Below are 25,615 nucleotides of genomic sequence, written 5' to 3' on the forward strand. Positions count from 1 at the left end.
TTCAGGCACGGCATTCAAAGCAAGCATGCATTTGAATAATGTGACTGTCGAACACCGAGCGCATTAATAGGAAATACCGTCCCATGACCATGATCCGCGTCAAAGAGAACGAGCCGTTCGACGTCGCCCTGCGCCGCTTCAAGCGCACCATCGAAAAGCTGGGCCTGCTCACCGAGCTGCGCGCCCGCGAGTTTTACGAAAAGCCGACGGCCGAGCGCAAGCGCAAGAAGGCTGCCGCCGTGAAGCGCCACTACAAGCGCGTGCGCAGCATGCAGCTGCCGAAGAAGCTCTACTGATTCTCGCCAGAGACGCAATCGAGTTTCGCGTGGGCCTGAACCCTCACGCATGAAGAAAGCCCGCGCAGGACGCTGCCGCGGGCTTTTTCAATTCCGGAACCGCTTTTTTCACTGAAAATCCGTCCATGAGCCTGAAAGAACGCATCACCGAAGACATGAAGGCCGCGATGCGCGCCAAGGAAGCCGACAAGCTGACGACGATCCGCATGCTGCTGGCCGCGGTCAAGCAAAAAGAGGTCGACGAGCGCGTGGTCGTCGACGACGTGGCCCTGGTTGCGATCGTCGACAAGCTGATCAAGCAGCGCAAGGACTCGATCAGCCAGTTCGCCGCCGCCGGCCGCCAGGATCTGGCCGACAAGGAAACGGCCGAGCTGAAGGTGCTGGAGGCCTATTTGCCCCAGCGACTGTCGGCCGAGGAGATCCAGACCGCCGTCAACGCGATCGTTGCCGAGCTCGGCGCCAAGGGCCCGGGTGATATGGGCAAGGTGATGGGTGCCGTCAAGGCGCAGCTGGCGGGCAAGGCCGATATGGGCCTGGTCTCGGCCGCGGTCAAGCAGGCACTGGCGCAGTGAGGCTTCAATGAGCTTGCCGCTGAACGCCCTCACCCCCGAGTTCTGCGTCGCGCCGCAGCTGGAACCGGCCGCAATGGCCGAGGCCGCCGCCGCCGGCTTTCGCAGCGTGGTCAACAACCGCCCGGACTTCGAGGGCGGACCCGAGCAGCCGACCAATGCCGCCATCGAGGCCGCCGCACGTGCGGCCGGGCTCGAATACCGCTACCTGCCGGTCAGCGGCGCCTACCAGTCGCCGGAGGAGATCGCCGCCTTCCGCGCGCTGCTGGACAGCCTGCCGCGGCCCATCCTGGCCTTCTGCCGCTCGGGCGCCCGCTCGACCAAGCTGTTCGCCGCCGCCTCGGCGCTGTAAGCCGGCGGTCAGCCCCGCCTAGGGCTTACCCTGGGCGGCGTCTGAATAGGGCCTAAACAGCCCTGAAATTCGGGCCGGCCCAGTCAGGCTTGGATACAGTCGCGCAGGCGCTGCGCGCCTGTTATCGATTTACTCTGCCTGGACCCCCGATGAACGCCCTTCTTGCATTCGCCAAGGGCATTGATGGTGTGAACGACCGCTTTGGCGCCCTGGCCAAATGGGCGGTTCTGCTTTCGTGCTTTATCAGTGCCGCCAACGCGGTCGTCCGCTACTCGCTGGACTACAGCTCCAACTCCTTTCTCGAGATCCAGTGGTATCTGTTCGCCGCCTGCGTGATGTTCGGCGCGGCCCAGGTGCTGCGCGTCAACGAGCATGTGCGGGTGGACCTGTTCTACAGCCGCCTCTCGGGGCACGGCAAGGTCTATGTCGATCTGTTCGGCCTGATCGTCTTCCTGCTGCCGGTGATCGCCTATATGGCCTGGCTGTCCTGGGCCCTGTTCCTGGTCAAGCTGACCACCGGCATGCGACCCGAGGACAGCGTCTCGACGCTGGGCTTCGTCGGCTACTGGTGGAAGCTGCTCACCAGCGGTGAGATGTCCAACAACGCCGGCGGCCTGATCCGCTGGCCCGCCATGCTGTCTTTGCCGCTGGGCTTCGCCCTGGTCTGGCTGCAAGGTGTTTCCGAAGTCATCAAACGCATCGGCTGGCTGACGCACAAGTTCGAGATGGATACGCATTACGAGAGGCCGCTGCAATGAGCTTGACGATGGAGAATTTCCCGCCGCTGATGTTCGCGGGGCTGATCGTCGTCATGCTGATCGGCTTCCCCGTCGCCTTCTCGCTGGCGGCCCTGGGCCTGGCCTGCGGCTTCTTCGCGATCTCGCAGGGCTGGTTCCCGCCCGAGTTCATGGCGGCGCTGCCGCAGAACGTGTTCGGCATCCTGTCCAACGATCTGCTGCTGGCGATTCCGTTCTTCACCCTGATGGGCGCGCTGCTGGAGAAATGCGGCCTGGCCGAGGACATGCTGGACTCGATGGGCCAGCTCTTCGGCCCGGTGCGCGGCGGCCTCGGCTATTCGGTGATCATCGTCGGCTTCATCCTCGGCGCGATCACCGGCACGGTGGCCGGCCAGGTGATCGCGATGGCGATGATCTCGCTGCCGGTGATGATGCGCTACGGCTACAACATGCGCTACGCCACCGGCGTGCTGGCCGCCTCGGGCACGATCACGCAGCTGGTGCCCCCCTCGCTGGTGCTGGTGGTGCTGGCCGACCAGCTGGGCCGCCCGGTCGGCGATATGTACAAGGGCGCCTGGGGGCCGTCGATCCTGCAGGTGCTGATCTTCGCGCTCTACACCTTCCTGCTCAGCCGCGTGAAGCCCGAGCATGTGCCCGGCGTGCCCAAGGAGGCCCGCACGCTGAACGGCTGGGCGCTGTGGGCCAAGTGCCTGCGTGGCATCATTCCCTCGGCCATCCTGATCTTCGCCGTGCTGGGCAGCATGGGCGGCCTGCCGGGCATCAACACGGCGGTCTGCACGCCGACCGAGGCCGGCGCGATGGGCGCCGTCGGCGCCTTCATCCTCGCCGCGCTGCACAAGCGCCTCTCCTGGCCGCTGGTCAAGGAGGCGATGACCGGCACGATGCGCATCACCGCCATGGTGGTCTTCATCCTGATCGGCTCGCGCACCTTCTCGCTGGTGTTCCAGGGCGTCGAGGGCGGCGTCTGGATCGAGCACATGCTGTCCAACCTGCCGGGCGGCCAGATCGGCTTCCTGATCGCCGTCAACATCTTCATCTTCTTCCTGGCCTTCTTCCTCGACTTCTTCGAGATCGCCTTCATCATCCTGCCCTTCCTCGGTCCGGTGGCCGACAAGATGGGCATCGACCTGGTCTGGTTCGGCGTGATGCTGTGCGTGAACATGCAGACCTCGTTCATGCACCCGCCCTTCGGCTTCGCCCTCTTCTATCTGCGCGGCATCTCGGACAGCCTGTTCAAGAGCGGCTCGATCCCGCGCAAGGTCGAGTCCAGCGACATCTATATGGGCGCCATCCCCTGGGTGCTGATGCAGCTGATCCTGGTGGCCGTCGTGATCTTCGTGCCGGCCTCGGTGACGATGTTCCTGGACAAGGAGAAGCCGGTCGACATGAACCAGGCGACCGAGCTGCTGCAGGGCATGGGCGCCGAGGGGCGCGGCGGCGACAAGCCGGAGACCAGCGCCGACGACGCGGCCAGGCTCTTCGGTGCGCCCGAGGCGCCCGCGTCCGCGGCCTCGGCCGCCGCGCCGGCCGGCAGCGATGCCGAGGATCCGATGGAAGCGGTCAAGCGCTCCTTGCAGCAGGACGCCACAAAGAAATAGGCCTTGCGGCCCCAATGAAAAAGCCGGCCCCGCGGGGCCGGCTTTCATTTTGCAAGTCCGAAACGATCAGAGCTTCTGCGACTGCATGAAGTCGTCGAAGCCCGCCTCGGTGAAGCGGAACCAGATGTTCTCGTCGCGGCGGAAGTTCGCATAGTCCTCGTAGACCTTCTTCCAGTTCGGGTTCTTGGCCGACAGCTCGGCGTAGACGGCCATCGACTCCTTGAAGGCCGCGTCCATCACGTCCTTGGGGAACTTGAACAGCTTGGTGCCCGAGCCGACCAGCTGCTTCAGCGCGGCCGGATTCTTGGCGTCGTACTTGGCCTGCATGTCGATATGGGCGACCGCCGAGGCCGCCTCGACGATGGCCTTGTACTCCGGCGTCAGCGCCTCGTAGGCCTTGGTGTTGACGAAGAAGTCCAGCTGCGGGCCGCCTTCCCACCAGCCGGGGTAGTAGTAGTTCGGCGCAACCTTGTTGAAGCCCAGCTTCTGGTCGTCATAGGGCCCGACCCATTCGGCCGCGTCGATCGTGCCCTTCTCCAGCGCCGAGTAGATCTCGCCGCCGGGGATGTTCTGCGGCACGCCGCCCATGCGCTCGAGGATGCGGCCGGCAAAGCCGCCGATGCGCATCTTCAGGCCCTTGATGTCGGCGATCGACTTGATCTCCTTGCGGTACCAGCCGCCCATCTGCGCGCCGGTGTTGCCGCCCAGGAAGTTGATGATGTTGTAGTTGCGGTAGAACTCGCGCATCAGCTTGAGGCCGTTGCCCTCCACCATCCAGGCCGTCATCTGGCGGCTGTTCAGGCCGAAGGGGATCGCGCAGCCCAGCGCGAAGGTCTCGTCCTTGCCGAAGAAGTAATAGGGCGCCGTGTGCGCCATCTCGACGGTGCCGTTCTGCACGCCGTCGACGACGCCGAAGGCCGGCATCAGCTCGCCACCGGCGTGGACAGAGACCTGGAACTTGCCGCCCGAGAGTTCGTTGACCTTCTTGGCGAAGGTGTCGGCCGCGCCGAAGATCGTGTCCAGCGACTTCGGAAAGCTCGAGGCCAGGCGCCAGCGGATCTGGGCCTGGGCATGCACGACCGCCGGTGCGGCACCGGCAGCCAGGATGCCGGCCAGGCCGGCCTGGCGAACGAATGAACGACGCTCCATCAAATGTCTCCTGTTGATTCTGGGGCTGGGTATCGAGCGATACGGCGCCGATCTTAGGTGCGTGCCTAGCGCCCGAGCAGGCGGGAGAACCCGGGCGAAAAAAAGCCCCGTGGCCTGGGGCACACGGGGCTCGGTCTTGCGCGGGCCGCGGATTACAGCTTCTGCTGCTGCATGAAGTCGTCGAAGCCGGCCTCGGCGAAGCGGAACCACAGGTTCTGGTCGCGGCGGAAGTTGGAATAGTCCTCGTAGATCTTCTTCCAGTTCGCGTTCTTGGCCGAGAGCTCGCTGTACAGCGCCATCGATTCCTTGAAGGCCAGGTCCAGCACGTCCTTGGGGAAGCGCAAGAGCTTGGTGCCGGAGCCGACCAGTTGCTTCAGCGCGGCGGGGTTGCGCGCGTCGTACTTGGCCAGCATGTCGACGTGGGCATGCGAGGAGGCCGCCTCGACGATGGCCTTGTACTCGGGCGACAGCCCGTCATAGGCCTTCTGGTTGATGAAGAAGTCGACCTGCGGGCCGCCTTCCCACCAGCCGGGGTAGTAGTAATACGGCGCGACCTTGTTGAAGCCCAGCTTCTGGTCGTCGTAGGGCCCGACCCACTCGGCCGCGTCGATCGTGCCCTTCTCCAGCGCCGAGTAGATCTCGCCGCCGGGCAGGTTCTGCGGCACGCCGCCCATGCGCTCGATCACCTTGCCGGCGAAGCCGCCGACGCGGAACTTCAGGCCCTTGATGTCGGCCGTGGACTTGATCTCCTTGCGGTACCAGCCGGCCATCTGCGCCCCGGTGTTGCCGCCGGGGAAGTTGATCATGTTGTAGTTCTTGTAGAACTCGCGCATCAGCTTCAGACCATTGCCCTCGTACATCCAGGCATTCATCTGACGGCTGTTCAGGCCGAACGGAATCGCCGCGCCGATCGCGAAGGTCTCGTCCTTGCCGAAAAAGTAGTAGGGCACGGTATGCGCCATCTCGACGGTGCCGTTCTGCACGCCGTCGACGACGCCGAAGGCCGGCATCAACTCGCCGCCGGCATGGACCGAGATCTGGAACTTGCCGCCGGTCATCTCGCTGACCTTCTTGGCGAACACATCGGCGCCGCCGTAGATCGTGTCAAGCGATTTCGGGAAGCTCGAAGCCAGGCGCCAGCGGATCTGGGCCTGCGCGTGGACGATGGCCGGGGCCGCACCGGCGGCCAGGACACCGGCCAGACCGGCATGACGGACAAATGAGCGACGTTGCACTATGGGTCTCCTGCTGTTCTATCTGAAGAAGTGATCAGCCGCCGGTTATCCCTGCCGAGCCTTGCCCTAAGCTGACAATTCCATGCGGCGATTGGGGCCGCAGCCGCTGCTCGCCCGATGTTTGCGGCCTCAGCTACCGGCCAGCTTCATGCGCGCGACCAGCACCGAGCCGGTCGTCTTCGTACCCAGGGTATAGGCATCGGTGCCGACGCCGACGATGTCCTGGAACATCTGGCGCATATTGCCGGCAATCGTCACCTCATGGACCGGATAGGCGATCTCGCCGTTCTCGACCCAGTAGCCGCTGGCGCCGCGCGAGTAGTCGCCGGTCACGTAGTTGACGCCCTGCCCCATCAGCTCGGTGACGAAGAGGCCCGTGCCCAGGCGGCGCAGCATGGTGCGCAGATCGTCGCCGGGCGCGGTCCAGCGGCTCGTGAGGCGCAGATTGTGCGAGCCGCCGGCATGGCCGGTGGTGCGCAGCCCCAGCTTGCGCGCCGAATAGGTGGACAGGAAATAGCCCTGCAACACGCCGGCATCGACGACCTGGCGGGCGCGCGTCGTCACGCCCTCGTCGTCGAAGGGGGCGCTGCCCTTGCCCTTCTTCAGATGCGGGTCCTCGGCGACGTCCAGATGCGGCGCCAGCACCGGCGTGCCCAGGCTGTCGAGCAGGAAGCTGGCGCGGCGGTACAAGGCGCCGCCGCTGGTCGCCTGCACCAACGCGCCCAGCAGGCCGGCGGCGACGGTGTTCTCGAACAGCACCGGCACCTCGGCCGTCTTCACCTTGCGCGCCTTCAAGCGCGAGAGCGCGCGTTCGGCGGCGTAGCGGCCGACCGCCTCCGGCGAGGCCAGTTCGCCGGCCGCGCGCATCGAGCTGTACCAGGCATCGCGCTGCATGCCGGCGCCACGGCCGGCAATCGGCGCGACCGAGATCGAATGGCGCGAGCTCGCATAGCCGCCGCGGAAACCGCGGCTATTGCCCGAGAAGAAATGCGACTGCTGGGCCGACACCGCCGCGCCCTCGCTGTTGGCGATGCGCTTGTCGACGCCAAAGGCCGCCGCCTCGCAGCGCAGCGCCAGCTCGGTGGCCCCGGCCGCGTCGATCGCCCAGGGGTGGAAGAGATCCAGCTCGGGCCGCGCCGCCTCGTCCAGCGACAGGTCCTCCGGCTCGGGCAGGCCGGCCACCGGGTCCTCGGCGGTGAAGCGGGCGATGTCGAAGGCGGCGCGCACGGTGTCGCGCAGGGCCTTCGGCGAGAAGTCCGAGGTGCTGGCATTGCCGCGGCGCTGGCCGACATAGACCGAGATGCCCAGCGACTTGTCGCGGTTGCGCTCGACATTCTCCAGCTTGCCCAGGCGCGTGGACACCGACAGGCCGCAGCCTTCGGACACCTCGGCGCCGGCATCGCTGGCGCCGAGCTTGCGGGCCTCGGCCAGCACGTCCTCGACGAGCTCCCGGAAGCGCTGCTGGCTGTACGAGAAACCGGCGTCGGGCGATGGCGTGGCGGGCTTGGACATGGGGCTGGGACGAGTGAGATCGGATGTGGGCGACAATCATAAGTGCGCCACGAGCAAAGCCATGAGCCACCAACAAGACGATATCCAGGACGACGACTTCTACGATCGTCCCAGCAAGAGCCAGAAGAAACGCGATATGCACGAGCTGCAATCGCTGGGCGAGGACCTGCTCGCCCTGCCCGCCAGCCGCATCGAGCCGCTGGACCTGCCCGAGATCCTGCGCGACGCGATCCGCGACGCCAAGAAGATCAGCAACTTCGAGGGCAAGCGGCGCCAGATGCAGTACATCGGCAAGCTGATGCGCAAGGTCGACCCCGAGCCGATCAAGGAGGCCGTCGCCGCCTTCAAGCTCGGCCATGCGCAGGACAGCCTGGCCCTGCACCAGAGCGAGCGCTGGCGCGAGCGCCTGCTGGCCGAGGACGGCGCGCTGCAGGACTTCATCGCCGAGCATGCCGGCACCGACATCCAGCAGCTGCGCAGCCTGGTGCGCGCGGCGCGCAAGGACGCGGCGAACGCGCCCGAGCAGCGCAGCGGCCGTGCCTTCCGCGAGCTGTTCCAGTTCATCAAGGCAGCGCAGCAGCAGAAACAGCCGCCTCGCGCAGCGCCCGAAGAGGACGAGCCCGATGACGACGAATGAGCCGGCCGCCTTCGAGCCGGTGCGCATCGGCATCGTCTCGATCAGCGATCGCGCTTCCAGCGGCGTCTACGAGGACAAGGGCCTGCCGGCCCTGCAGGACTGGCTGAGTAGCGCGCTGCACAACCCGATCGCCTTCGAGCCGCGCCTGATCCCGGACGAGCGCGCCGGCATTGCCGCGACCTTGCGCGAACTGGTCGACCAGGCCCGCTGCGATCTGGTGCTGACCACCGGCGGCACCGGCCCGGCGGTGCGCGACGTGACGCCCGAGGCGACGCTGGACGTGGCCGATCGCGAGATGCCCGGCTTCGGCGAGCAGATGCGGCAGATCTCGCTGCACTTCGTGCCGACGGCCATCCTCTCGCGCCAGGTCGCGGTGATCCGCGGCCAGGCGCTGATCATCAATCTGCCGGGCCAGCCCAAGGCGATCGCCGAGACGCTGGCCGGTCATGAGAAAGCCAGCGGCATCTTTGCCGCCGTGCCCTATTGCATCGACCTGATCGGCGGCCCCTATCTAGAAACCCGTGACGAGGTCTGCAAGGCCTTCCGTCCCAAATCGGCAATCCGCGCCAAGAAACCATGAAGATCCAGAAAGACACCATCGCCCTCCTGCACCTGAAGGTTGCCAACAGCAAGGGCCAGCTGATCGAGGCCTCGAAGGAGCCGATGGCCGTGCTGATCGGCGGCTACGGCAACACCTTGCCGGCGATCGAGGCGGCGCTGGAGGGCCAGGAGGCAGGCTTCGCGACGACGGTGGCGCTGACGCCCGAGACCGGCTTCGGCGTCCGCGACGAGAGCAAGCTGCGCACGATCGCCAAGAAGGACTTCCCGCCCGGCGTCAAGGTCGGCGGCCAGCTCGAGCTGCGCGAGGAAGAGAACGGCGAGTTCCAGCTCTTCAATGTCGTCAAGATCAAGGGCGACCAGGTGCTGCTGGACGGCAACCACCCGCTGGCCGGCATGGACCTGAAGGTCTCGATCAAGGTCGCTTCGGTGCGCGCCGCCAGCGCCGAAGAGATCGCCCATGGCCATGCCCATGGCGAGCACGGCCACCATCACTGAGCTGGAAATCAGGCCTGGCGCTCGAAGCGGCGCCGCCAGAAGGGCTGCAGCGCGGCGATCTTGTCGACGCCGTCCTGCGGCTGCCAGCGGAACAGCGACACGCTGACCGAGGCCTCGGCTATGTCGATCAGGCTGAAGCCGTTCTCCTCGATCGGCCGGACCCACTCCTCGGCCGCCAGGCTGCCCGAGGGTTCGGCCGCCTGACCGCGGAACTTCGACGCGAAGGTCGGCCCCTGCGAACCCAGCGTGCCGACCAGCACGCTGGCCACCGCGCGCGGCAGCGGCCGGCCCTCGATTGCCAAGATCTGGCCGGCGGCGCTGGCATGCAGATCGCCGCCCAGCCACAGCGCCGTCGCGTCCGCGCGCGCAGCGCTGGCTCGCAGCAGGCGGTTGTGCTGCTCGAACCAGCCCGGCGACCAGAAGGGCTTGGGCTCACGGCGATCCAGATGCCCGTCCGGGCCGCTGCGGTCGCCGTACCACTCGCCCCATTTGCCGGCGCTCCACAGCAGCGGCGTCGACGGCATATGGACCAGGTGCGCGGCCCGGCTCTCGCCCATCCGCGCCAGCAGCCAGGCCTCCACCTCGGGCGGCACGAAGCTGCCGGCCGCATCCTTCAGCAGCGGGTCGCGGTCGTTGCGCAGATGGCCGCGGCAGTCGAACAGCTGCAGCTCCAGCAGCTGGCCATGGCGCAGGCTGCCGAAAGAGCAGGCAAAACCCGGCCCCGCATCGCCGCGCCAGGCCGGCGGCAGATCGTCCGGCGCCGGCAGCTCCGGGTAGTACATGCGCTGCGTCGCCCGCGCCACCTCGCGCATCAGACGGTCCGGCGGAAAGGTTCGCAGGTTCTCGTCGGCCTCGTCGTTCTCGGTGTAGTCGTGGTCGTCCTGCAGGAAGAAGGCCGGCGTCGAGCGCAGCAGCGTGCCGTAGAGATCGGCGATCTGCGGCGCGAAGCCCCGGTGGATGAGCTCCTCGTTGGCCGTGCCCATCACCGGCTGCCCGCGCTCGAAGCTGCCGGCCGCCCAGCGCGCCTGCGGGCTGCGCGCCATCACGATGCCGGGCTTGGAGCGCACGTCCCAGTAGACATGGTCGCCGTTGGCGATGACGGCGTCGGGCGCAAAGGACAGGCCGCGCTGCAGCAGCGCCCGGCGCTGGGCCAGCGGCAGGAACAGCCGGCCGCGCCAGGGATGCCAGGCCAGCTCCGAGCCGCCGGCGCAGCTGTAGGCCAGGATGCGCATTGAGCGCGGCCGCGCATCGGCGGCGGGGGCCGTCGTCAGCGGCCAGGGATCGCTGAGCGCGGCGCCATCGGCGCCCTGCAGGCGCAGCTCGTAGCGCGTCGCCGCCTGCAGGCCGGCGGCATCGAAGCTCCAGCAGCGTCCGCCCGTGTCGCTGCGCCGGCCCTCGATGCGCAGCCGCTCGCGCCCGGCGCGCAGCTCCAGCAGCGGCGCCGCCGCCCGCGGCTCATGCCAGGAAGCCTTGATGCGCAGGCGATCGGCGCTGAAGGACGGGATCAGATGGCGCAGGCCCGGCGCCCGCCAGCCGTCGTCGGCGGTGGCCGGTGGCGGCGTGTCCTGGCAGGCGCTCAGTGCCAGCGAGCCAAGGCCGAGGGCGGAATGCAGGAAGCGGCGGCGATCGGCAGGGTGGCTTGTTCTTGGCATGGGCGCGCTTTATACCCGCCCTCGCCCACGCCTTCCGCTCCGGCTACTTGACCAGCCGGCTCAACTCCGCCGCGTCGAAGCTTTCCGCCTGCTGCGCATCGTCGGGCACGCAGTCGCTGTGCGACTTGGCCGAGAGCTGGCTGACCGCCTGCCACAGCAGCGCGATCTGGTGCTCGTGGCCGGCGGCGTTGTCGATCAGGCCCTTCATCGCCAGCGCGACCGGGTCGTCGCCCTGGGTCACGCCATAGGCGGAGAAGCCCATGCGCGCGGCGACCTCCTCGCGCTGCGCATCGAGCGTGGCCTCGATGATGCGCGCCGGGTTGCCGACGGCGGTGGCGCCGGCCGGCACCGGCTTGGTGACGACCGCGCCCGAGCCGACGCGCGCGCCGGCGCCGACGGTGAAGCCGCCCAGCACGCAGGCATTGGCGCCGACGATGACGCCCGGGCCCAGGGTCGGGTGCCGCTTGGCGCCCTTGACCAGCGAGGTGCCGCCCAGGGTCACGCCTTGATAGATGGTGCAGCCGTCGCCGACCTCGGCCATTTCGCCGATGACGACGCCCATGCCATGGTCGATGAAGACGCGGCGCCCCATGGTCGCGCCCGGATGGATCTCGATGCCGGTCAGCCAGCGGCCGAGGTGCGAGATGAAGCGGCCCAGCCATTTGAAGCCATGCGTCCAGCACCAATGCGCGCGGCGATGCAGCACCAGCGCGTGCAGACCCGGATAACAGGTCAGCGCCTCCCAGGCCGAGCGGGCGGCGGGGTCGCGTTCGAGGATGCAGGCGATGTCGTCGCGAAGGCGCTGGAACATGGGATTCTGAGAAAGTGGCGGGCCAGTTTAGTGCCGACTTCACATCCCTGCGGGATATGAGCCTTCTTTGCAGCGCGAGCGCTTTGAGCGGCGCGCCTCAATCTTCGCCGGACGAGGCCTTGACCATCTGGCGCGCGATGCCGCGCAGGATGTGAACCTCCTCCTGCGTCAGCTGCGCGCGGTTGAACAGCTGGTTCAGGCGCGGCATCAGCTTGCGCGGCGCGGCCGGGTCCAGGAAGCCGATCCGCTCCAGCGAGGCCTGCAGATGCGTCAGCATGCCCTGCACCGCCCGCGCATCGGCCAGCTGCGGATCGACGGTGCGCGCCGCCACCGTGAAGCCACCCAGCGCCTGCCGCCAGTCATAGGCCAGCAGTTGCACCGCCTGGGCCAGGTTCAGCGAGCCGTAGTCCGGATGGGTCGGGATGCTCAGCACCGCATGGCAGCGGTAGACGTCCTCGTTGCTCATGCCGTAGCGCTCGGAGCCGAACACCAGGCCCAGCTTGTGCTGGGAGGCCGCCAGTTCGGCGAACAGGCCGCGCGGCTCGCGCGTCGGCGGGCCGAAGTCGCGCGGCGTCATCGCCGTCGCGCAGGCAAAGCTGACGCCGTCCAGAGCCTCCTCCAGCGTCTCGACGATGCGCGCGCGGGCCAGGATGTCGGCGGCGCCGCTGGCCATGGCCACGGTCTCCTCCTGGCTGAGCACATCGGCGAAGCGCGGCCGCACGAGGACCAGTTCGGCAAAGCCCATCACCTTCATCGCCCGGGCGGTGGCGCCGACGTTCCCGGGGTGGCTGGTCTGAATCAGAATGAATCGTGTGGAATCCACGCGGGAATACCCTGGTCTCGGCTAAAATGCCGATTATCCGTGGCTCAGGATTCCTGGGCCCACGCCATGACCCAGAAGGTCATGGCCGTCGCCAGGCTCAAACAGTCCGCAGGGACTGTTTGAGTCCGGGCTCCGTTCTTTCTCCCCGCCAGTCCACCCCTTCTTCGCCAGTCAAGGTAGGTTCTCCGCATGACGCAGCAAGCCTCTCTCCATCCCATGCTCAACGTCGCCATCAAGGCGGCACGTGCAGCCGGTGCCATCATCAACCGCGCTTCGCTGGACCTCGACATCCTGAAGATCAACACGAAGTCGCCCAATGACTTCGTCACCGAGGTGGACCAGGCGGCTGAAGCAGCGATCATCGAGACCCTGCTTGCGGCCTACCCCGACCACGGCATCCTCGCTGAAGAGTCCGGCCGCCAGCATGGCGCCAAGCATTCCGAATTCGTCTGGATCATCGATCCGCTGGACGGCACCACCAACTTCATCCACGGCTTCCCGGTCTACTGCGTGTCGATCGCGCTGGCACACCGCGGCGTCGTCCAGCAGGCGGTCGTCTACGACCCGACCCGCAACGACCTGTTCTACGCGACCAAGGGCCGCGGCGCCTACCTGAACGACAAGCGCCTGCGCGTGTCCAAGCGCACCCGCATGAGCGACGCGCTGATCGGCACCGGCTTCCCCTTCCGCCGCGGCGACAACTTCAAGCGCTACGTGAAGATGTTCGAAGAGGTGATGACGCAATGCGCCGGCCTGCGCCGCCCGGGCGCCGCCGCGCTGGATCTCTGCTATGTCGCCGCCGGCTACTACGACGCCTTCTTCGAGACCGGCCTGAACCCCTGGGACATCGCCGCCGGCTCGCTGATCATCACCGAGGCCGGTGGCCTGATCGGCAACTTCACCGGCGAGAGCGACTTCCTGCACCAGCGCGAAGTCGTCGCCGGCAGCCCCAAGATCTACGGCCAGATGGTGCAGATCCTGGCGCCGTACACGCGCGTGATCAAGGAAGAAGAGGCGGCTGAAGCCGCCACGACGAAGACGGCCGCCGACGTCGTCGCCGAAGCGGTCAGCGCGACGGCCGCCGTCGCGCCGAAGAAGCGGGCGCCGGTGCGGATCAAGAAGAGCGACGCCGAGTAAGGCCCAGCCTCTCTTCGTTTCCTTGACAAAGCCCTCGCCCGAGGGCTTTGTGCTTTTCTACTGCGGCGCTTTCGGATGCAGGGCCGCCTGACCCAGGTCCCACAGCGGCAGGAACACGCCCAGCAGCACGATGCCCACCAGCACCCCCATCACCGCCAGCAGCAGCGGCTCGATGCTGGCGCTGAGCTTGCTGATCTCGTAGTCGACGTCCTCCTGGTGGATCAGCGCAATCTGTTCCAGCATCGAGTCGATCTCGCCGGTCTGCTCGCCCACCGAGATCATCTGCAGTTCCAGCGGCGAGAAGATGCCGGCCTGTGAGGCCACCTTGCTTATCGTGTCGCCGCGCTCGACGCCGTGGCGCATCTGCAGAATGCGCTGCTCGTAATGGGCGTTCTCCACCACCCGCGCCGCCAATGAAAAGGCCTGCACGATGGGCACGCCGCTGCTGACGGCCATGCCGAAGGTGCGGCAGAAGCGCGCCACCGTCACCTTGGTGAAGATCTTGCCGACGACGGGCAGGCGCAGCTTGAAGCGGTCCCAGGCATAGCGCCCGCGGGGTGCGGCGAGGACTCTGCGCACGAGGAATACCGCGCCGACCATGGCCGCGATGACCAGCCACCAGTACTCACGCAGGAATTTCGAGGTCGCGATCAGGATCACCGTCAGCGTTGGCAGATCGGCGTGCAGATTGGCATAGGTCTTGGCGAAGACCGGGATGACGAACACCGTCAATATCGACATGCCGATGCCCAGCGCGCCGAGCACGAAGCTCGGGTAGCGCACCGCCGACTTCACCTTCTTGCGCATATCGCGGTCGAACTCGATCTGCTGGTACAGCCCCTGGAAGGACTGCTCCAGCTTGCCCGAGCTCTCGCCGACCCGGATCATGTTGACGTAGAAATCGTTGAAGACCTGCGGATGGCGCGCCAGCGCGGCGCTCAGGTTATTGCCCTTGTCCAGATCCTCGCGCACCGCCTGCAGGATCTTCGCCAGCGCCTTGCTGCCGGTCGACTTGCGGATGCCGTCCACCGACTCCATCAGCGGCAGGCCGGCGCGCACCATATTGCCCATCTGCCGCGTGAACATCAGCAGGTCGAGGTCGGCCACCTTGTTCTCGCCGGTCATCCGGGTGAACCATTCCGGCTGCTTGGCCGGCTTGGGCAGGCTCTTGATCGAGATCGGAAAGATCTCGGTCGCCAGCATCCACTGCGCCACCGCCTGCGCGCTGGTCGACTCGATATTGCCCTGCATCAGCTGGCCCAGCTTGTTGCGGCCCTTGTAGCGGAAGCTCTCCATGCTCGCCCTCCTATTCGTCCGCGCGCGCGGTGGCGGCAATGGTCATCGCCTCGGCGATCGTCGTCTCGCCGGCCAGCACCATGGCCGCGGCGCTATGCGCCAGCGTGCGGCGCCCGATCTGCTGACGCGCCAGCCGATCGAACTCGAGGGGGTTGGCGTGCTGCAGCGCCTGCGCCAGGGCGCTCGTCATCTCCATCACCTCGTGCACGCCGCGCCGGCCGCTGAAGCCCACGCCGTTGCAGCGCGAGCAGCCCCGCCCCCGTCGCAGGCGCGCTCCGGCGATCTGATCCTCGCTCGCGTAATGCCGCAGCCAAGTCATCTCGTCGGTCGGCGGCGTGGCCGGCTCGGCGCAATAGCCGCACAGCTGGCGCACCAGCCGCTGCGACACGACGGCCAGCAGCGTCGACGCGACCATGAAGGCCGGCACGCCCATGTCCAGCAGGCGCAGTGGCGTCGAGGGCGCGTCGTTCGTGTGCAGCGTCGACAAGACCATATGCCCGGTCATTGCCGCACGCACGGCAATCTCGGCCGTCTCCACGTCGCGGATCTCGCCGACCAGCAGGATGTCCGGGTCCTGACGCAGGAAGGATCGCAGCACGCGCGCGAAGCTCAGCTCGATGCGCTCGTTGATCTGCACCTGGTTGATGCCGGCGATGCGGAACTCCACCGGGTCCTCGCAGGTCAGGATCTTCACGCCGGGGCTGTTCAGGTCTTCCAGCGCCGCGTAGAGCGTCGTTGTCTTGCCGCTGCCGGTGGGGCCGGTCACCAGCACGATGCCGTGCGGCGCCCGTATCGCGCGGTCGAAGCTCTGGAACACCTGCGGCGGCATGAGGGTGTTCAGCGCCTTGCGCTGCTTGCTCTGGCGCAAGAGCCGCAGCACGACCGATTCGCCGAACTGCGTGGGCATCGTCGACATGCGGATGTCGAAGCGCGATTCGCCCGAGCGCACCGAGAAGCGACCGTCCTGCGGCAGGCGCCGCTCCGCGATGTCCAGATTGGCCATCAGCTTCAGGCGCACCATCAGCGCCGCCGCGATGCGCGGATCGGCCTCGATCTGCACATGCAGCACGCCGTCGATGCGGAAGCGCACAACCAGCATCCGCTCCTGCGGCTCGAAATGGATGTCCGAGGCATTGATTCGCGCCGCGTCGTCGAAGATGGTCTGCAGCAGCTTGACGATGGGCGCGTCGTCGTCGCTGATGGCGCGGCCCATCGAGGTCAGGTCGATCACGTCGTCGCCGAGCTCGCGCTCGACCTCGCGGGCGAACTCGCCGATCTGCTCGGTCTTGCGATAGATCCGGTCGATCGTGAAGGTCAGCTGCTCGGCCGTGATCACGGCCAGATCGACCGGGCGCTTCAGCGCGATCGCAAGCTCGTCCTGCGAGCGCAGGTCCGAGGGATGAACGACGCCGACCAGGCAGCTCTCGCCCCGGTCCTCCAGCACCAGCGCCTGAAAGCGCCGGGCCTGCAGCTCGGACAGCAGGCGAACGACCTCGGGGTGCACGTCGAAGCGCCGCAGGTCGACGAAGGGAATGTCCAGCTGGGTCGCGATCGCCTGCGCCAGCTGTTCCTCGCTCAGCAGCTTGCGGTCGAGCAGCACGCGCCCCAGCATCTGGCCGCTGAGCTGGTGCTCGGCCAGCGCCGTGGTCAGGTCCTCCTGGCGCAGCAGGCCCTGCTCCACCAAGGCCGCACCGAGCTTCACATTTCTCGTCGTCGCCAGCATGACTCCCCCTCCGATGCTTTTCACGGCCCGTGGGGCCGCCCTATCCTCAGTTGATCGTCTCCACCCAGGAACCGCTGCGGATCTTGTTGCTCTGCACGATCTCGGGCGTCACCTCCACACCCTTGAGGCAGACAAAGCCGGCCGACCAGGAGGTCTGCGTCGCGCCGAGCGTGCGCGTCAGCGTGAACTGGGTGCTGCCGCTCTTGTTGAAGAAGGCGCAAGTACCGCCACAAAGCGTCGCATTCGAGAGCGGCGTCGTCGGTCGTTGCGACAGCGTGTAAGCGGTGGCCGTAGGCGTTCCTGTCACCTTGGTGGCCGTGGCGCCGGCGCCGGTGGCGAAGGCGCCCGTACCCGTGCTCGCCTTCAAGGCCAGCGTCGTGCCGGTGACCGGCGCCGTTGCGCTGGTAGCCGTGTTCACGTTGACGCCGTCGGACTGGAGGCTCGACGAGGCCAGGTATTGCGCAGTGTCGATCGTGTAGGTGCCGGTCCCTCCGGTGCCCGTACCCAGGGCCGTGATCGTTCCCTTGGCGGTGGCGCTGGTTCCCGCGATGACGAAGATCTTGTCGCCGAGGGCCAGGCCCGGGGTAGGCGCGGCCGTGACCGTGAGCGAGGTGCTCGGCACACCCATGGCGACCGAGGTGCTCTTGCCGTTCGCGCCGGCGGCCGGCGAACAGGATGCAGTGCTGGAGACCGTGTAGCTCGATCCAGCCGCGACGATGGTGCAGACCTTGAAGGTCGGCGTCGAGCCGATGTAGATCGTGTCGCCCACATTGAGCGATCCCGTCAGGCCCGTGATCGACAGCGAGGTGCTGTTGTTGTTGATGCTCCCTGTGAACGCCGTGCCGATATAGCCGGTCACTCGCGCACCCGAATACACGTCGGCAGCCGACAGATAGTCGCTGTTGCGCGCGTACCAGATCGACGAATAGACATTCGTCGGCGGGCCGGGCGAGGTCGTGCTCGGGTACTTGTGCTGGCCGTCGACATTGAGCAGGCTGCTCATGGCGATGTTGTTGCCGCTGCTGCTGTTGAAGGTCACCGCCGTCGTGTCCTCGCTGAGGGCCGTGGCGGCGCTGGCCAGGCCCAGCACCAGGATGTCTCCGCCATAGCACCAGGACGTGCAGCTCTGCGAACTGGCCGTGGCCGGATCGCTGCAGACCTCGGCATTCGAGTTGGTGGCCGTGCCGTCGTTGGTCGTGCCGGTGGATCCGGCCGGCTGTTTCTGCTGGGTGCCGCCAGCCCAGTACGCGGCTCCATTGAGCGTGCCGGCGGCGGTGGTGCGCCGCCCGGTCACCGTCGGCGCGGCGCTGTTGCCGCGGAACAGCACGCCGACCTGGGCCAGGTTCTCGGTGACCTGGGTCTGGTAGATCGCATAGCTGCCGTTGGCCGGGATCGTGACGATATTGCCCATGCTCTCGATGGAGTTCTGACCATTCATCGAGTTGTCCCAGGCCAGTGCGCAGGCCGAGCCGGCCGAGCACACGGCGCCGCTGGACTGCCCCTGGTGCAGGGCCGCCAGATTGAACAGCGCCACCGCCGGCACGGCAAAGGGGTTGCGCAGGTTCAGCTTCCAGTTGACGGTGGGCGTGTTGTCGCAATCGGTCGTGGCCGCGTCGCAGGTCGCGCCGCTCAGGGTATTGAGCGAAAGCCCCGAACTCAGGATGCGAGTGGCGCTGCCCACCGTGCCCGTCGATGTGAGCTGGCAGGCCGTGCAAGGCGTTCCGCCGCCGCTGTTGCAGCTCGCCGGCGTCGACACGGCGCTCAGCGTCACCGTGCCGCGTCCCAGCGAATAGCTGCCGGCCATGCCGGTGCAGACCGAGTCGGTCAGCACATTGGCCGCATTCAGAATGCCCCGGCCCTTCTCCAGGCCGCTCTCGGCCAGAAACAAGGCCGCCGTGCTGTCCGACTGCCGCACCGTGTCCACCGTGTTGGCACCTGCGATGTTATGCATCTGCGCCAGCACGAAGATCACCGTGGCGATCAGGAAGATCAGCGCCAGCACCGTGGCCAGGCCACGCTGGCCGCCGGCCGTCATCCTGAGCGAGGACATCGACGCCGGCTTCATCGTCATGAGTTCCGCAAGGCAACCAGCGTGCGCAGCGCGGTGCTCGGTCCGCTCGGATTCACCGTCAGCGTCAGTTCGACGAAACGGAGGTCGCCGGTGCCGGTCGCCACCGTCGTCGCATCGGACTGCAGATAACGCATGCTCAGCGTGGCCGGATTCGCCAGCGCAGCGCTGGCCGCCGTGGAATAGCCGAGCATCACGGCGCCGCTGCTGGGCCAGACGGTCACCGTCATGTCGCCCGTGGCGCAGCTCGAGTTGTAGCTGCTGCCGCTGGGCGTCTTCCTGAACGCCAGCGTCGTGGCGCTGAAGGGTGTGCTGACGCAGTAGACGCCGCCGGCGGTGTCGTATTTGACTTCGCGGATCTCGCGTGCCAGCCGCTCCAGCGCATAGCGCGCCTGGGCGATGCCGGCGTTGTCCGCGTCGACCAGGCGCATGGTCGCGAAGCTGTCCACCCAGATGCGCGAACCGGCACCGGCCAGCAGCCCGAGCAGCGCCACCGAGATGATCAGCTCGACCAGGGTGTAGCCGCGGATCCGCTCGCGCTGGCGTGCCATCTCAGTAGTTCGACAGTTGCAGGGTCAGCGCCGGCAGGCTGCTGCTTCCCTTGGTGATCGAGATCGTGGCCGTGCAGCTCGCGCTGGAACAGCTCGTCACCACGCTGTTGGCCGCATCGCGCAAGACCACGCCGGGCGCCCCGAATCCGTAGCCGCCGAGGCCGCTGCAGATCGTGGCGCTGTCGATGGCGGCATAGCCGGCTCCATTGCGACGGGTAGCCAGCAGCTTCTCGGCGCACTGCTGCTGCAGTTGCAGGCCCACGACCCGGTCGCGGTTCGTTGTCTGACGGCTGAACAGATCGCGCTGCAAGCTCAGGATGCCACCCGCCGCCATCGCCAGCAGACCGGCTGCGATAAGGGTCTCGAACAAGGTGAAGCCGCGTTCGCGGTGCAGCAGGCGGGCGTGGCGGCCTTGGCTCATGGCCCCACCGTGACGCGGCCGGTCTGCGCCGCCACGCTGACGGTCGTGCTGACGCCGCCAACGCTGACCGAGTAGCTGGTGCTGCTGCCCAGGGGGATGCCATTCACATTGCTGGGCTGGCCCAGGGTGTTGAAGTAGAGCGCGCTGCCCGAGCCCAGCGATGCGCCCTGCGACAGCGCACCGGTGAAGTCGCTGCCGCAGGGCGTGCTGCCGGTCGTGCAGGCGACCGCGTAGCTGCCGTTGGCACCGCTGCTGGTGATCGAAAAGCGCATGCGCCGGCCCGAGGTATAGGCCAGCGCCTGCGCGCGCCGCAGATCGCTGGCCAGGGTCTCGGCCTGCGAGCCGCGGGTCAACGCGGCCGGCGAGCTGATCTTCATCACCGCATAGGCGCTGAGGATGCTCAGCAGGCCTAGAGCCAGCGTCATTTCGAGAAGGGTGTGGCCGGTCAGGCTAATGCGGCGCATATCGAGTCCCGGCGGACACGTAATGAATGACAGGACTTTGACGAGGCAACGACTAGCGCAAAGCGCCAACCGTGGCCTCGAACACGATGACTCAGGTCGCGCCGTAGGCCTTGAAAGTGACCGTTGCGCCACCTGTGATCACTACGGTGCAACTGCCCTGAACACCGTTGGCCAGCGCGGCCGTGGGAATCGTGTACAGCACGGGGTCCGGGTTGTCGATCAACGCCGCCAGGTCGTCGCACTTCGTGACAGCGACTCCGCCAGGAGGCGAGTTCTGCCGCAGCGCGTAATTGGTTGACGAAGCCGAGGCGGCCGCGGCTGCAATACCGTTAGCTACACCCTTCTTCGCCTCATCCGACATACCGGTGAACTTCGGAATCGCGACCGCGGCCAGGATGCCGAGGATGACGATCACGATGATCAGCTCGATAAGCGTGAAGCCCGCTTGCGACGTCTTGCGAAGAAACGAATTCATATGAATCTCCATCCAATATTCAGACAGGTTTAAGACAGGTTTCCGACAGACAAATCAGCCGTTATGTCGACCACGACCTTGTGGTCCAGCGCAATGTAGTCACGTGAATTTCTGCACGCAATACCCGACTCCCCCGACCAAAGGGTGCTCAGGGTTTTCCTCTCGCCCGAAGCAGCCATCGTCGCTAGCATGAATTGGATCTAGGCCCCGCGCATGGCGCATGCAGCGCGGAAGGCAGCAAGGCAAGGACCAAAATACATGCGACTCGGTGGGGTGGGCATCAGAGTGGGAACCGGGACCTGGGCGGCAATCGATGCCGGCCCCGGTGCCCAGGCCTTGGGCGTCTGCGTGCGGCGCGGCCTGCGGGCCGGCAGCAAGCCGCAGGTCCTCAGCTGCGCCCGGCTCGACGCGCTCAAGGCCGACGACGCCGGCGCGCTGGCCGAGCTGGCCAAGAAAATTCATGTGCTGGGCGCCTCGCTGGCGCTGACGCTGGGGCGCAGCGACTACCGGATGCTGGTCGTCGCCGAGCCACCCGTCACCGCCGAAGAGATGGCCGGCAGCATGCGCTGGGCCGTCGGGCCCCTGCTGGACATGCCGCTGGACGAAGTGGACCTCGCCTGGATGAGCATCCCGACGGCCGAGCATTTGCCGTCCCGCGCGCGCCAGATGTATGTGGCCGTGGCCCAGCAGGTCTTGCTGAACGAGCAGGCCGCGCTGTTCCAGCGGAAGGCCGGCCTGACGCTGAAGGCCGTCGACGTGCGCGAGAGCGCGCAGCGCAATATCGCGGCCCTGCTGGAGCGCGAGGGCGAAGGCCTGGCCCTGCTCCATGTGGGCACACAGGGCGTCAGCATCAGCTTCACCTTCCAGGGTGAGCTCTACCTCGATCGTTTCATCGAACAGCCGCTGGCCGAATGGGAGGCGGCCGATGCCGCCGCCAGGCTGAAGATCCATGAGCGCATCGCCCTGCCGCTGCTGCGCTCGGTCGACTTCATCAACCGCAACCTGCCCTTCATGCCGGTGTCGCGCGTGGTGCTGGCGCCGCTGCCCGCCGCGCTGGAACTGCAGGCCTACCTGGCCGAGCATCTGCCGCTGCAGGTCGAACAGCTGGACCTGGGCACGGTCTTCGATCTGTCGAAGACCCCCGAGTTGCGCGAGCCGACCGAGCAGGCGCGCTACTTCACGGCCCTGGGTGCGGCGCTGCGCGGCGGCGCGCGGGCCGGCCAGCGGCAGCAGCTGAATCTGCTCGACCGCGTCAAGGAACCCGTCAGCCTGGCCATCTGGGGCATCGCCCTGAGCCTGCTGACGCTGATCGGGCTGACGCTGTGGGGCCTGAGCCTGCGCAGCGATCTGGCGGCGCTCGAGATGCAGGCCCAGCAGGGCAAGCGGCAGATCGAGCGCACCACGGCCGAGATGGAGACCATGCGACAGCGGGCCGGCTCCGACCAGGAGGCGGCGGCGCTGAAGGCCGAGGTCGACGCCCTCAAGCCGAAGGCGGCCGCGGTGCAGTCGCTGGTGGACTCGCTGCGCACGGCCCGCTTGGGGCGGCCGGAGGGCTATGCGGACTACTTCAACACGCTGGCCGGCGTGGCCGAGCAAGGCCTGTGGATCACCAGCGTGTCGGTCGGCGAGACGGGCAAGGGCCTGGCGGTCTCCGGACGTGCCCTGCGCAACGAATCGGTGCTGAGCTATGCCAAGCGGCTGAACCAGAGCTTCGCGGCCCAGGGTGTGCAGTTCAACTCGGTGGAGATGACACCCGATGCCCAGCCGGGCAGCCAGGGAGGCCCTGGGACGGCAGCCGGCCCCAGCATGATTTCGTTCAAGCTCTATTGATCCGACCATGAAGAAGATCAAGCAGATCCTCAAGCGCTTCGATGCACTGTCCCTGCGCGAAAGGCTGCTTGCCGTGCTGGCGCTTCCGGTCCTGCTGGGCCTGGCCTTCCAGTTCTTTGTGTTGGACCCGACGGCGGCCAAGTCCAAGACGCTGAAAACCCAGCTCGCGCGCCAGCAAACCGAATATGCGGAGCTGAGCAAGCTGGCCGCCGAGATGGCGGTCAAGCGCCCGGTCGATCGACTCAGCAAGGCCCGCGCCGAGCGCGACGAGCTGCAGGCGCGCGTCGACGAGGCACAGTCATTCATCGACAAGGCCACCGACAACGCGCCGCTGGCGCGGGTCATACGCGCGATGGTGGCCGCCACGCCTGGGCTCAATCTGCTGTCGCTGAAGACGCTGCCGGTGGAGGTCTTCTTCAAGCCCACGACGCCGGGCACGGCCAAGCAGGACCCGGCCACGCCGACGCCGACGCTGTACCGCCACGGCGTCGAGGCCTCGATCAAGGGCCGCTATGCCGCCCTGATGCCTTATCTGCAGGGTCTGCAGCGGCATTCGAACCGGCTGTTCTGGGGCAGCGTGAAGCTGGAAGTCGCGGGCTATCCGGACGCGATCCTGAGGCTGACGATCTACACGCTGAGCGATCAGCAGGAAGCGCCGCTGAGCTGAGGGAAACGATGAGACAAGTCCACACTTGCCGCCTCTCGATGCTCGTCCTGCTGGCCTGCCTGGGCCATGGGGCGATGGCGCAGCCTCAGCCGCCGGCCGAAACCTCCCGTTCCAGCGCCGACTGGCTGACCCCGCAGCCGGGCGCCTTCGGCATGCCGGGCACCGGCAGCAGCAGCGACGCAGCAGCGGGCGACGCCGGAGCAGGCTTGCGCGTCACGCTCGTTGGGCCGACGCGACGCCTGGCCGTGATCGACGGTGAAACCCTGAAGATTGGGAATATTCACAACGGCGCCCGACTGTTGGATATACGCAGCAACGGGGTGGTGCTGCTGAAGGACGGCCAGCGCGAAACGCTCAGCATGAGCCCCGCGGTGGTGAAGACACCGAAGGCGTCAGCGGGCTCCAAGCCCGGCGAGACGGCCCGGGCCAGGAAATCAAACGAGAAAAAAGCACCGGGCGCGGTGCGCAAGGGGGAGGATCAATGAAGCCAGTGCTGTTGTTGTCGTCGGTCGCGATGCTGTTGAGCGCCTGCGACACGCTGAACCCGCCCAAGGACGTTTCCACCCAGAAGCGCATCGGCGAGGAACTGCGACAGGCCGCCGAGCCCAGGCCCAGGCAGGCGCCGGCCCCTACCACGGCCGCGCCGCCGCAGGCCGTCAGCAATGCGCTGCTGCCGCCGCTGCGCTCGTCGGCCATGCCCAAGGCCTCGGCCAAGCAGCTGGAGCAGCGCTTCGATCTGGTCGTGACCGATGCGCCGATCAGCCAGGTCTTGACGGCCATCGTCAGCGACACGCCCTACAGCATTCTGCTGAGCCCCAAGATCAATCCGCCGGGCATGCACGGCGCGGCCCAGGGAGAGCCCGCAGCGCCGAACGCCTTGCAGCCGGGCGGCGTGTCGGCACCTGCGGCCCTGGTGCGCCAGCAGGAGCTGCTGACCGTGCGCCTGAAGGACGTGACGGTGTTCGAGGCGCTGGACTCGGTGCGCGAGCTCTATGGCTATGAATACCAGGTCGAGGGCACGCGCATCTATGTGCGCCCGCCGGAGTTGCGCTCGAAGCTGTACCAGGTGAACTACATCCTGGGTCAGCGCCGCGGCGTCAGCGATCTGCAGGTCATCGGCGGCGCGTCGACGGGATCCTCGTCGGGCGGCGGATCGGGCGGCGGCGGCTCTGGCGGCTCGTCGGGCGGCAGTGGCGGCGGTGGAGGCTCTTCATCCGGCAGCAGCTTCTCGGCCATCCAGGCGAGCGCGCTGAGCACGATCTCCAAGTCCGACATCTGGAGCGAGGTGGAGGATTCGCTGCGCACCTTGCTGGGCTGCCAGATCTCGCGCGTGCAGGCCCCCAAGGCGACGACCTCGGGCAGCTCCGGCTCCAGCGGGTCGGGCAGTTCGGGCGGCGGCAGCCGCGCCGACGTGTCCTTTGTCGGCGATGCCTTGCAGGGCGAGCGTCAACGCGGCGTCGACGGTTGCAGCGAAGGCCGGGCGATGACGGTCAACCAGATGAGCGGCACCATCCTCGTGCGCGGCATGCCGCGCGAGCTGCGTCAGGTCGAAAGCATGCTGCGCACGATGCAGCTGAACATCGAGCGCCAGGTGATCATCGAGGCCAAGATCATCGACGTCGAACTGAACACCGACGCCCAGCAGGGCATCAACTGGGCCGCCTTCCCCAACCACAATCTGCACCGCGCCTCGGTCGGTCTGGACCCGAACCAGATCGTCGGCAATGGTTCGCAGATCGGTGGCACGGGCGCCGTCCCGCCCGGCGGCGCCCAGGCGAACACCAGCCTCGCCTCGCTGCTCGGCGCCTCGCTGGTCGGTGCCGGCGCATCGAACGCCTTCACGGCCGGTCTGGGCATCGCGATCCAGACCTCGCAGTTCGCCGCACTGATCAACTTCCTGCAGACGCAGGGCGAGGTCCATGTGCTGTCCAGCCCGCGGATCGCGACCTTGAACAACCAGAAGGCGGTGCTGAAGGTGGGCGCCGAGGAGTCCTTCGTCACCAGCATCAGCGGCGGCACCACCACCGTGACCAACGGCATCTCGAACAGCAGCCTGCCGACGCTGAACTACCAGCCCTTCTTCTCCGGCATCGCGCTGGACGTGACGCCGCAGATCGACGAGAACGATCGCATCACCTTGCATGTGCATGCGATGGTGAACTCGATCATCGAGCGATCGAAGGTGGCCCTGCTGACGCCGAACGCACCGACGGTGCCCTTCGCCGTCAACAGCATCAGCGAGACCGACAGCGTCGTGAAGACCCTGGACGGCATGATGGTGGTGATCGGCGGCCTGATGACGGAAAGCACGACCGACAACCGCTCCAAGATCCCCGGCGCGGGCGACGTGCCGGTGGCGGGCGCCCTGTTCCGCAAGAACGGCCAGGCCAGCACCAAGCGCGAACTGGTGATCCTGCTGAAGCCGACGGTGATCAAGGACGAGAGCACCTGGGCGCGCGAGATTGCCGCCACCGAGGGCCGGCTGTCGACGCTGTCGCAGGGCACGGCCAAACCCTGACGGCGCAGCCCGAGGCA

General features: G+C 67.2%; 26 protein-coding genes. 13 read left to right on the forward strand and 13 right to left on the reverse strand.

Annotated elements, in window-relative coordinates; translation table 11 throughout:
• Positions 1-83 precede the first annotated feature (83 nt).
• The 5 genes from rpsU (at position 84) to QWJ38_RS15375 (ending at position 3,573) form a co-directional block, all read left to right on the forward strand.
• Positions 84-296 (forward strand): 30S ribosomal protein S21, encoded by a 213-nt coding sequence (gene rpsU, locus QWJ38_RS15355; RefSeq protein ID WP_290359985.1) that lies wholly within the window; start codon positions 84-86, stop codon positions 294-296.
• 125 nt (positions 297-421) lie between these two features.
• Positions 422-868 carry a GatB/YqeY domain-containing protein gene (locus QWJ38_RS15360; RefSeq protein WP_290359986.1) on the forward strand — a complete coding sequence of 149 codons (447 nt, stop codon included), beginning with the start codon at positions 422-424 and terminating at the stop codon, positions 866-868.
• Between the two features lie 7 nt (positions 869-875).
• The gene (locus QWJ38_RS15365) at positions 876-1,217 is read left to right on the forward strand and encodes a protein tyrosine phosphatase family protein (protein WP_290359987.1); all 342 of its coding nucleotides are present in this window, start codon (positions 876-878) and stop codon (positions 1,215-1,217) included.
• A gap of 149 nt (positions 1,218-1,366) precedes the next feature.
• Positions 1,367-1,975 (forward strand): TRAP transporter small permease subunit, encoded by a 609-nt coding sequence (locus QWJ38_RS15370; protein ID WP_290359988.1) that lies wholly within the window; start codon positions 1,367-1,369, stop codon positions 1,973-1,975.
• Between the two features lie 2 nt (positions 1,976-1,977).
• On the forward strand, positions 1,978-3,573 hold the full coding sequence (locus QWJ38_RS15375; protein ID WP_290359989.1) for a TRAP transporter large permease: 1,596 nt from the start codon (positions 1,978-1,980) through the stop codon (positions 3,571-3,573).
• Between the two features lie 66 nt (positions 3,574-3,639).
• Here the strand turns inward: QWJ38_RS15375 and QWJ38_RS15380 are convergent, their stop codons facing one another.
• The 3 genes from QWJ38_RS15380 to pmbA all read right to left on the reverse strand — a co-directional run bounded on the left by QWJ38_RS15380 (position 3,640) and on the right by pmbA (position 7,469).
• Positions 3,640-4,722 (reverse strand): TRAP transporter substrate-binding protein, encoded by a 1,083-nt coding sequence (locus QWJ38_RS15380; RefSeq protein WP_290359990.1) that lies wholly within the window; start codon positions 4,720-4,722, stop codon positions 3,640-3,642.
• Between the two features lie 152 nt (positions 4,723-4,874).
• The gene (locus QWJ38_RS15385) at positions 4,875-5,957 is read right to left on the reverse strand and encodes a TRAP transporter substrate-binding protein (protein ID WP_290359991.1); all 1,083 of its coding nucleotides are present in this window, start codon (positions 5,955-5,957) and stop codon (positions 4,875-4,877) included.
• Positions 5,958-6,086: 129 nt separating this feature from the next.
• Positions 6,087-7,469 (reverse strand): metalloprotease PmbA, encoded by a 1,383-nt coding sequence (pmbA, locus tag QWJ38_RS15390; protein ID WP_290359992.1) that lies wholly within the window; start codon positions 7,467-7,469, stop codon positions 6,087-6,089.
• A gap of 61 nt (positions 7,470-7,530) precedes the next feature.
• Between pmbA and yjgA the strand changes: the two genes are divergently transcribed.
• Genes yjgA through QWJ38_RS15405 form a run of 3 tightly spaced genes read left to right on the forward strand, consistent with a single transcriptional unit; the run spans position 7,531 to position 9,162 of the window.
• Positions 7,531-8,106, forward strand: a complete 576-nt coding sequence (gene yjgA / locus QWJ38_RS15395) for a ribosome biogenesis factor YjgA (RefSeq protein ID WP_290359993.1) — start codon at positions 7,531-7,533, stop codon at positions 8,104-8,106.
• Positions 8,093-8,686 carry a molybdopterin adenylyltransferase gene (gene mog / locus QWJ38_RS15400; RefSeq protein ID WP_290359994.1) on the forward strand — a complete coding sequence of 198 codons (594 nt, stop codon included), beginning with the start codon at positions 8,093-8,095 and terminating at the stop codon, positions 8,684-8,686. The genes yjgA and mog overlap by 14 nt, the downstream gene beginning before the upstream one ends.
• Positions 8,683-9,162, forward strand: coding sequence for an FKBP-type peptidyl-prolyl cis-trans isomerase (locus QWJ38_RS15405; protein WP_290359995.1), 480 nt, complete (start codon positions 8,683-8,685; stop codon positions 9,160-9,162). Before mog ends, QWJ38_RS15405 begins: the two co-directional genes overlap by 4 nt.
• An 8-nt stretch (positions 9,163-9,170) precedes the next feature.
• Here QWJ38_RS15405 and QWJ38_RS15410 read toward each other — a convergent pair whose 3' ends face one another.
• From QWJ38_RS15410 to QWJ38_RS15420, 3 genes are all read right to left on the reverse strand, one after another.
• Positions 9,171-10,814, reverse strand: a complete 1,644-nt coding sequence (locus QWJ38_RS15410; RefSeq protein ID WP_290359996.1) for an alkaline phosphatase D family protein — start codon at positions 10,812-10,814, stop codon at positions 9,171-9,173.
• Positions 10,815-10,857: 43 nt separating this feature from the next.
• Positions 10,858-11,625, reverse strand: coding sequence for a serine O-acetyltransferase (cysE, locus tag QWJ38_RS15415; RefSeq protein ID WP_290359997.1), 768 nt, complete (start codon positions 11,623-11,625; stop codon positions 10,858-10,860).
• Positions 11,626-11,722: 97 nt separating this feature from the next.
• On the reverse strand, positions 11,723-12,448 hold the full coding sequence (locus QWJ38_RS15420) for an RNA methyltransferase (protein WP_290359998.1): 726 nt from the start codon (positions 12,446-12,448) through the stop codon (positions 11,723-11,725).
• Positions 12,449-12,664: 216 nt separating this feature from the next.
• On the opposite strand from QWJ38_RS15420, the gene QWJ38_RS15425 reads away from it, so the two are divergent.
• Positions 12,665-13,585, forward strand: coding sequence for an inositol monophosphatase family protein (locus QWJ38_RS15425; protein WP_290359999.1), 921 nt, complete (start codon positions 12,665-12,667; stop codon positions 13,583-13,585).
• A gap of 57 nt (positions 13,586-13,642) precedes the next feature.
• Here QWJ38_RS15425 and QWJ38_RS15430 read toward each other — a convergent pair whose 3' ends face one another.
• The 7 genes from QWJ38_RS15430 to QWJ38_RS15460 form a co-directional block, all read right to left on the reverse strand.
• Positions 13,643-14,881: a type II secretion system F family protein gene (locus tag QWJ38_RS15430; protein WP_290360000.1), complete on the reverse strand. Its 1,239-nt coding sequence runs from the start codon at positions 14,879-14,881 to the stop codon at positions 13,643-13,645.
• A 10-nt stretch (positions 14,882-14,891) separates the two neighbouring features.
• Entirely contained in the window at positions 14,892-16,604 is a 1,713-nt protein-coding gene (locus QWJ38_RS15435; RefSeq protein ID WP_290360001.1) for a GspE/PulE family protein, read from the reverse strand.
• Positions 16,605-16,650: 46 nt separating this feature from the next.
• On the reverse strand, positions 16,651-18,654 hold the full coding sequence (locus QWJ38_RS15440) for a hypothetical protein (protein WP_290360002.1): 2,004 nt from the start codon (positions 18,652-18,654) through the stop codon (positions 16,651-16,653).
• Between the two features lie 17 nt (positions 18,655-18,671).
• Positions 18,672-19,223, reverse strand: coding sequence for a prepilin-type N-terminal cleavage/methylation domain-containing protein (locus tag QWJ38_RS15445; RefSeq protein WP_290360003.1), 552 nt, complete (start codon positions 19,221-19,223; stop codon positions 18,672-18,674).
• Position 19,224: 1 nt separating this feature from the next.
• Positions 19,225-19,644: a type IV pilus modification PilV family protein gene (locus tag QWJ38_RS15450; protein ID WP_290360004.1), complete on the reverse strand. Its 420-nt coding sequence runs from the start codon at positions 19,642-19,644 to the stop codon at positions 19,225-19,227.
• Positions 19,641-20,069, reverse strand: coding sequence for a hypothetical protein (locus tag QWJ38_RS15455; RefSeq protein ID WP_290360005.1), 429 nt, complete (start codon positions 20,067-20,069; stop codon positions 19,641-19,643). Before QWJ38_RS15455 ends, QWJ38_RS15450 begins: the two co-directional genes overlap by 4 nt.
• Positions 20,070-20,199: 130 nt before the next feature.
• On the reverse strand, positions 20,200-20,583 hold the full coding sequence (locus tag QWJ38_RS15460; protein ID WP_290360006.1) for a prepilin-type N-terminal cleavage/methylation domain-containing protein: 384 nt from the start codon (positions 20,581-20,583) through the stop codon (positions 20,200-20,202).
• A gap of 285 nt (positions 20,584-20,868) precedes the next feature.
• Between QWJ38_RS15460 and QWJ38_RS15465 the strand changes: the two genes are divergently transcribed.
• Genes QWJ38_RS15465 through QWJ38_RS15480 form a run of 4 tightly spaced genes read left to right on the forward strand, consistent with a single transcriptional unit; the run spans position 20,869 to position 25,598 of the window.
• Positions 20,869-22,413, forward strand: coding sequence for a PilN domain-containing protein (locus tag QWJ38_RS15465; RefSeq protein ID WP_290360007.1), 1,545 nt, complete (start codon positions 20,869-20,871; stop codon positions 22,411-22,413).
• Positions 22,414-22,420: 7 nt separating this feature from the next.
• On the forward strand, positions 22,421-23,080 hold the full coding sequence (locus tag QWJ38_RS15470) for a hypothetical protein (protein ID WP_290360008.1): 660 nt from the start codon (positions 22,421-22,423) through the stop codon (positions 23,078-23,080).
• A 38-nt stretch (positions 23,081-23,118) separates the two neighbouring features.
• Entirely contained in the window at positions 23,119-23,565 is a 447-nt protein-coding gene (locus tag QWJ38_RS15475; protein ID WP_290360009.1) for a hypothetical protein, read from the forward strand.
• Positions 23,562-25,598 (forward strand): secretin GspD/PilQ domain-containing protein, encoded by a 2,037-nt coding sequence (locus QWJ38_RS15480; protein WP_290360010.1) that lies wholly within the window; start codon positions 23,562-23,564, stop codon positions 25,596-25,598. The genes QWJ38_RS15475 and QWJ38_RS15480 overlap by 4 nt, the downstream gene beginning before the upstream one ends.
• The last annotated feature ends 17 nt before the right edge of the window (positions 25,599-25,615 follow it).

The sequence above is a fragment of the Roseateles violae genome, from assembly GCF_030410485.1.
In the GTDB taxonomy this organism is placed as follows: Bacteria; Pseudomonadota; Gammaproteobacteria; order Burkholderiales; family Burkholderiaceae_C; genus Roseateles_D; species Roseateles_D violae.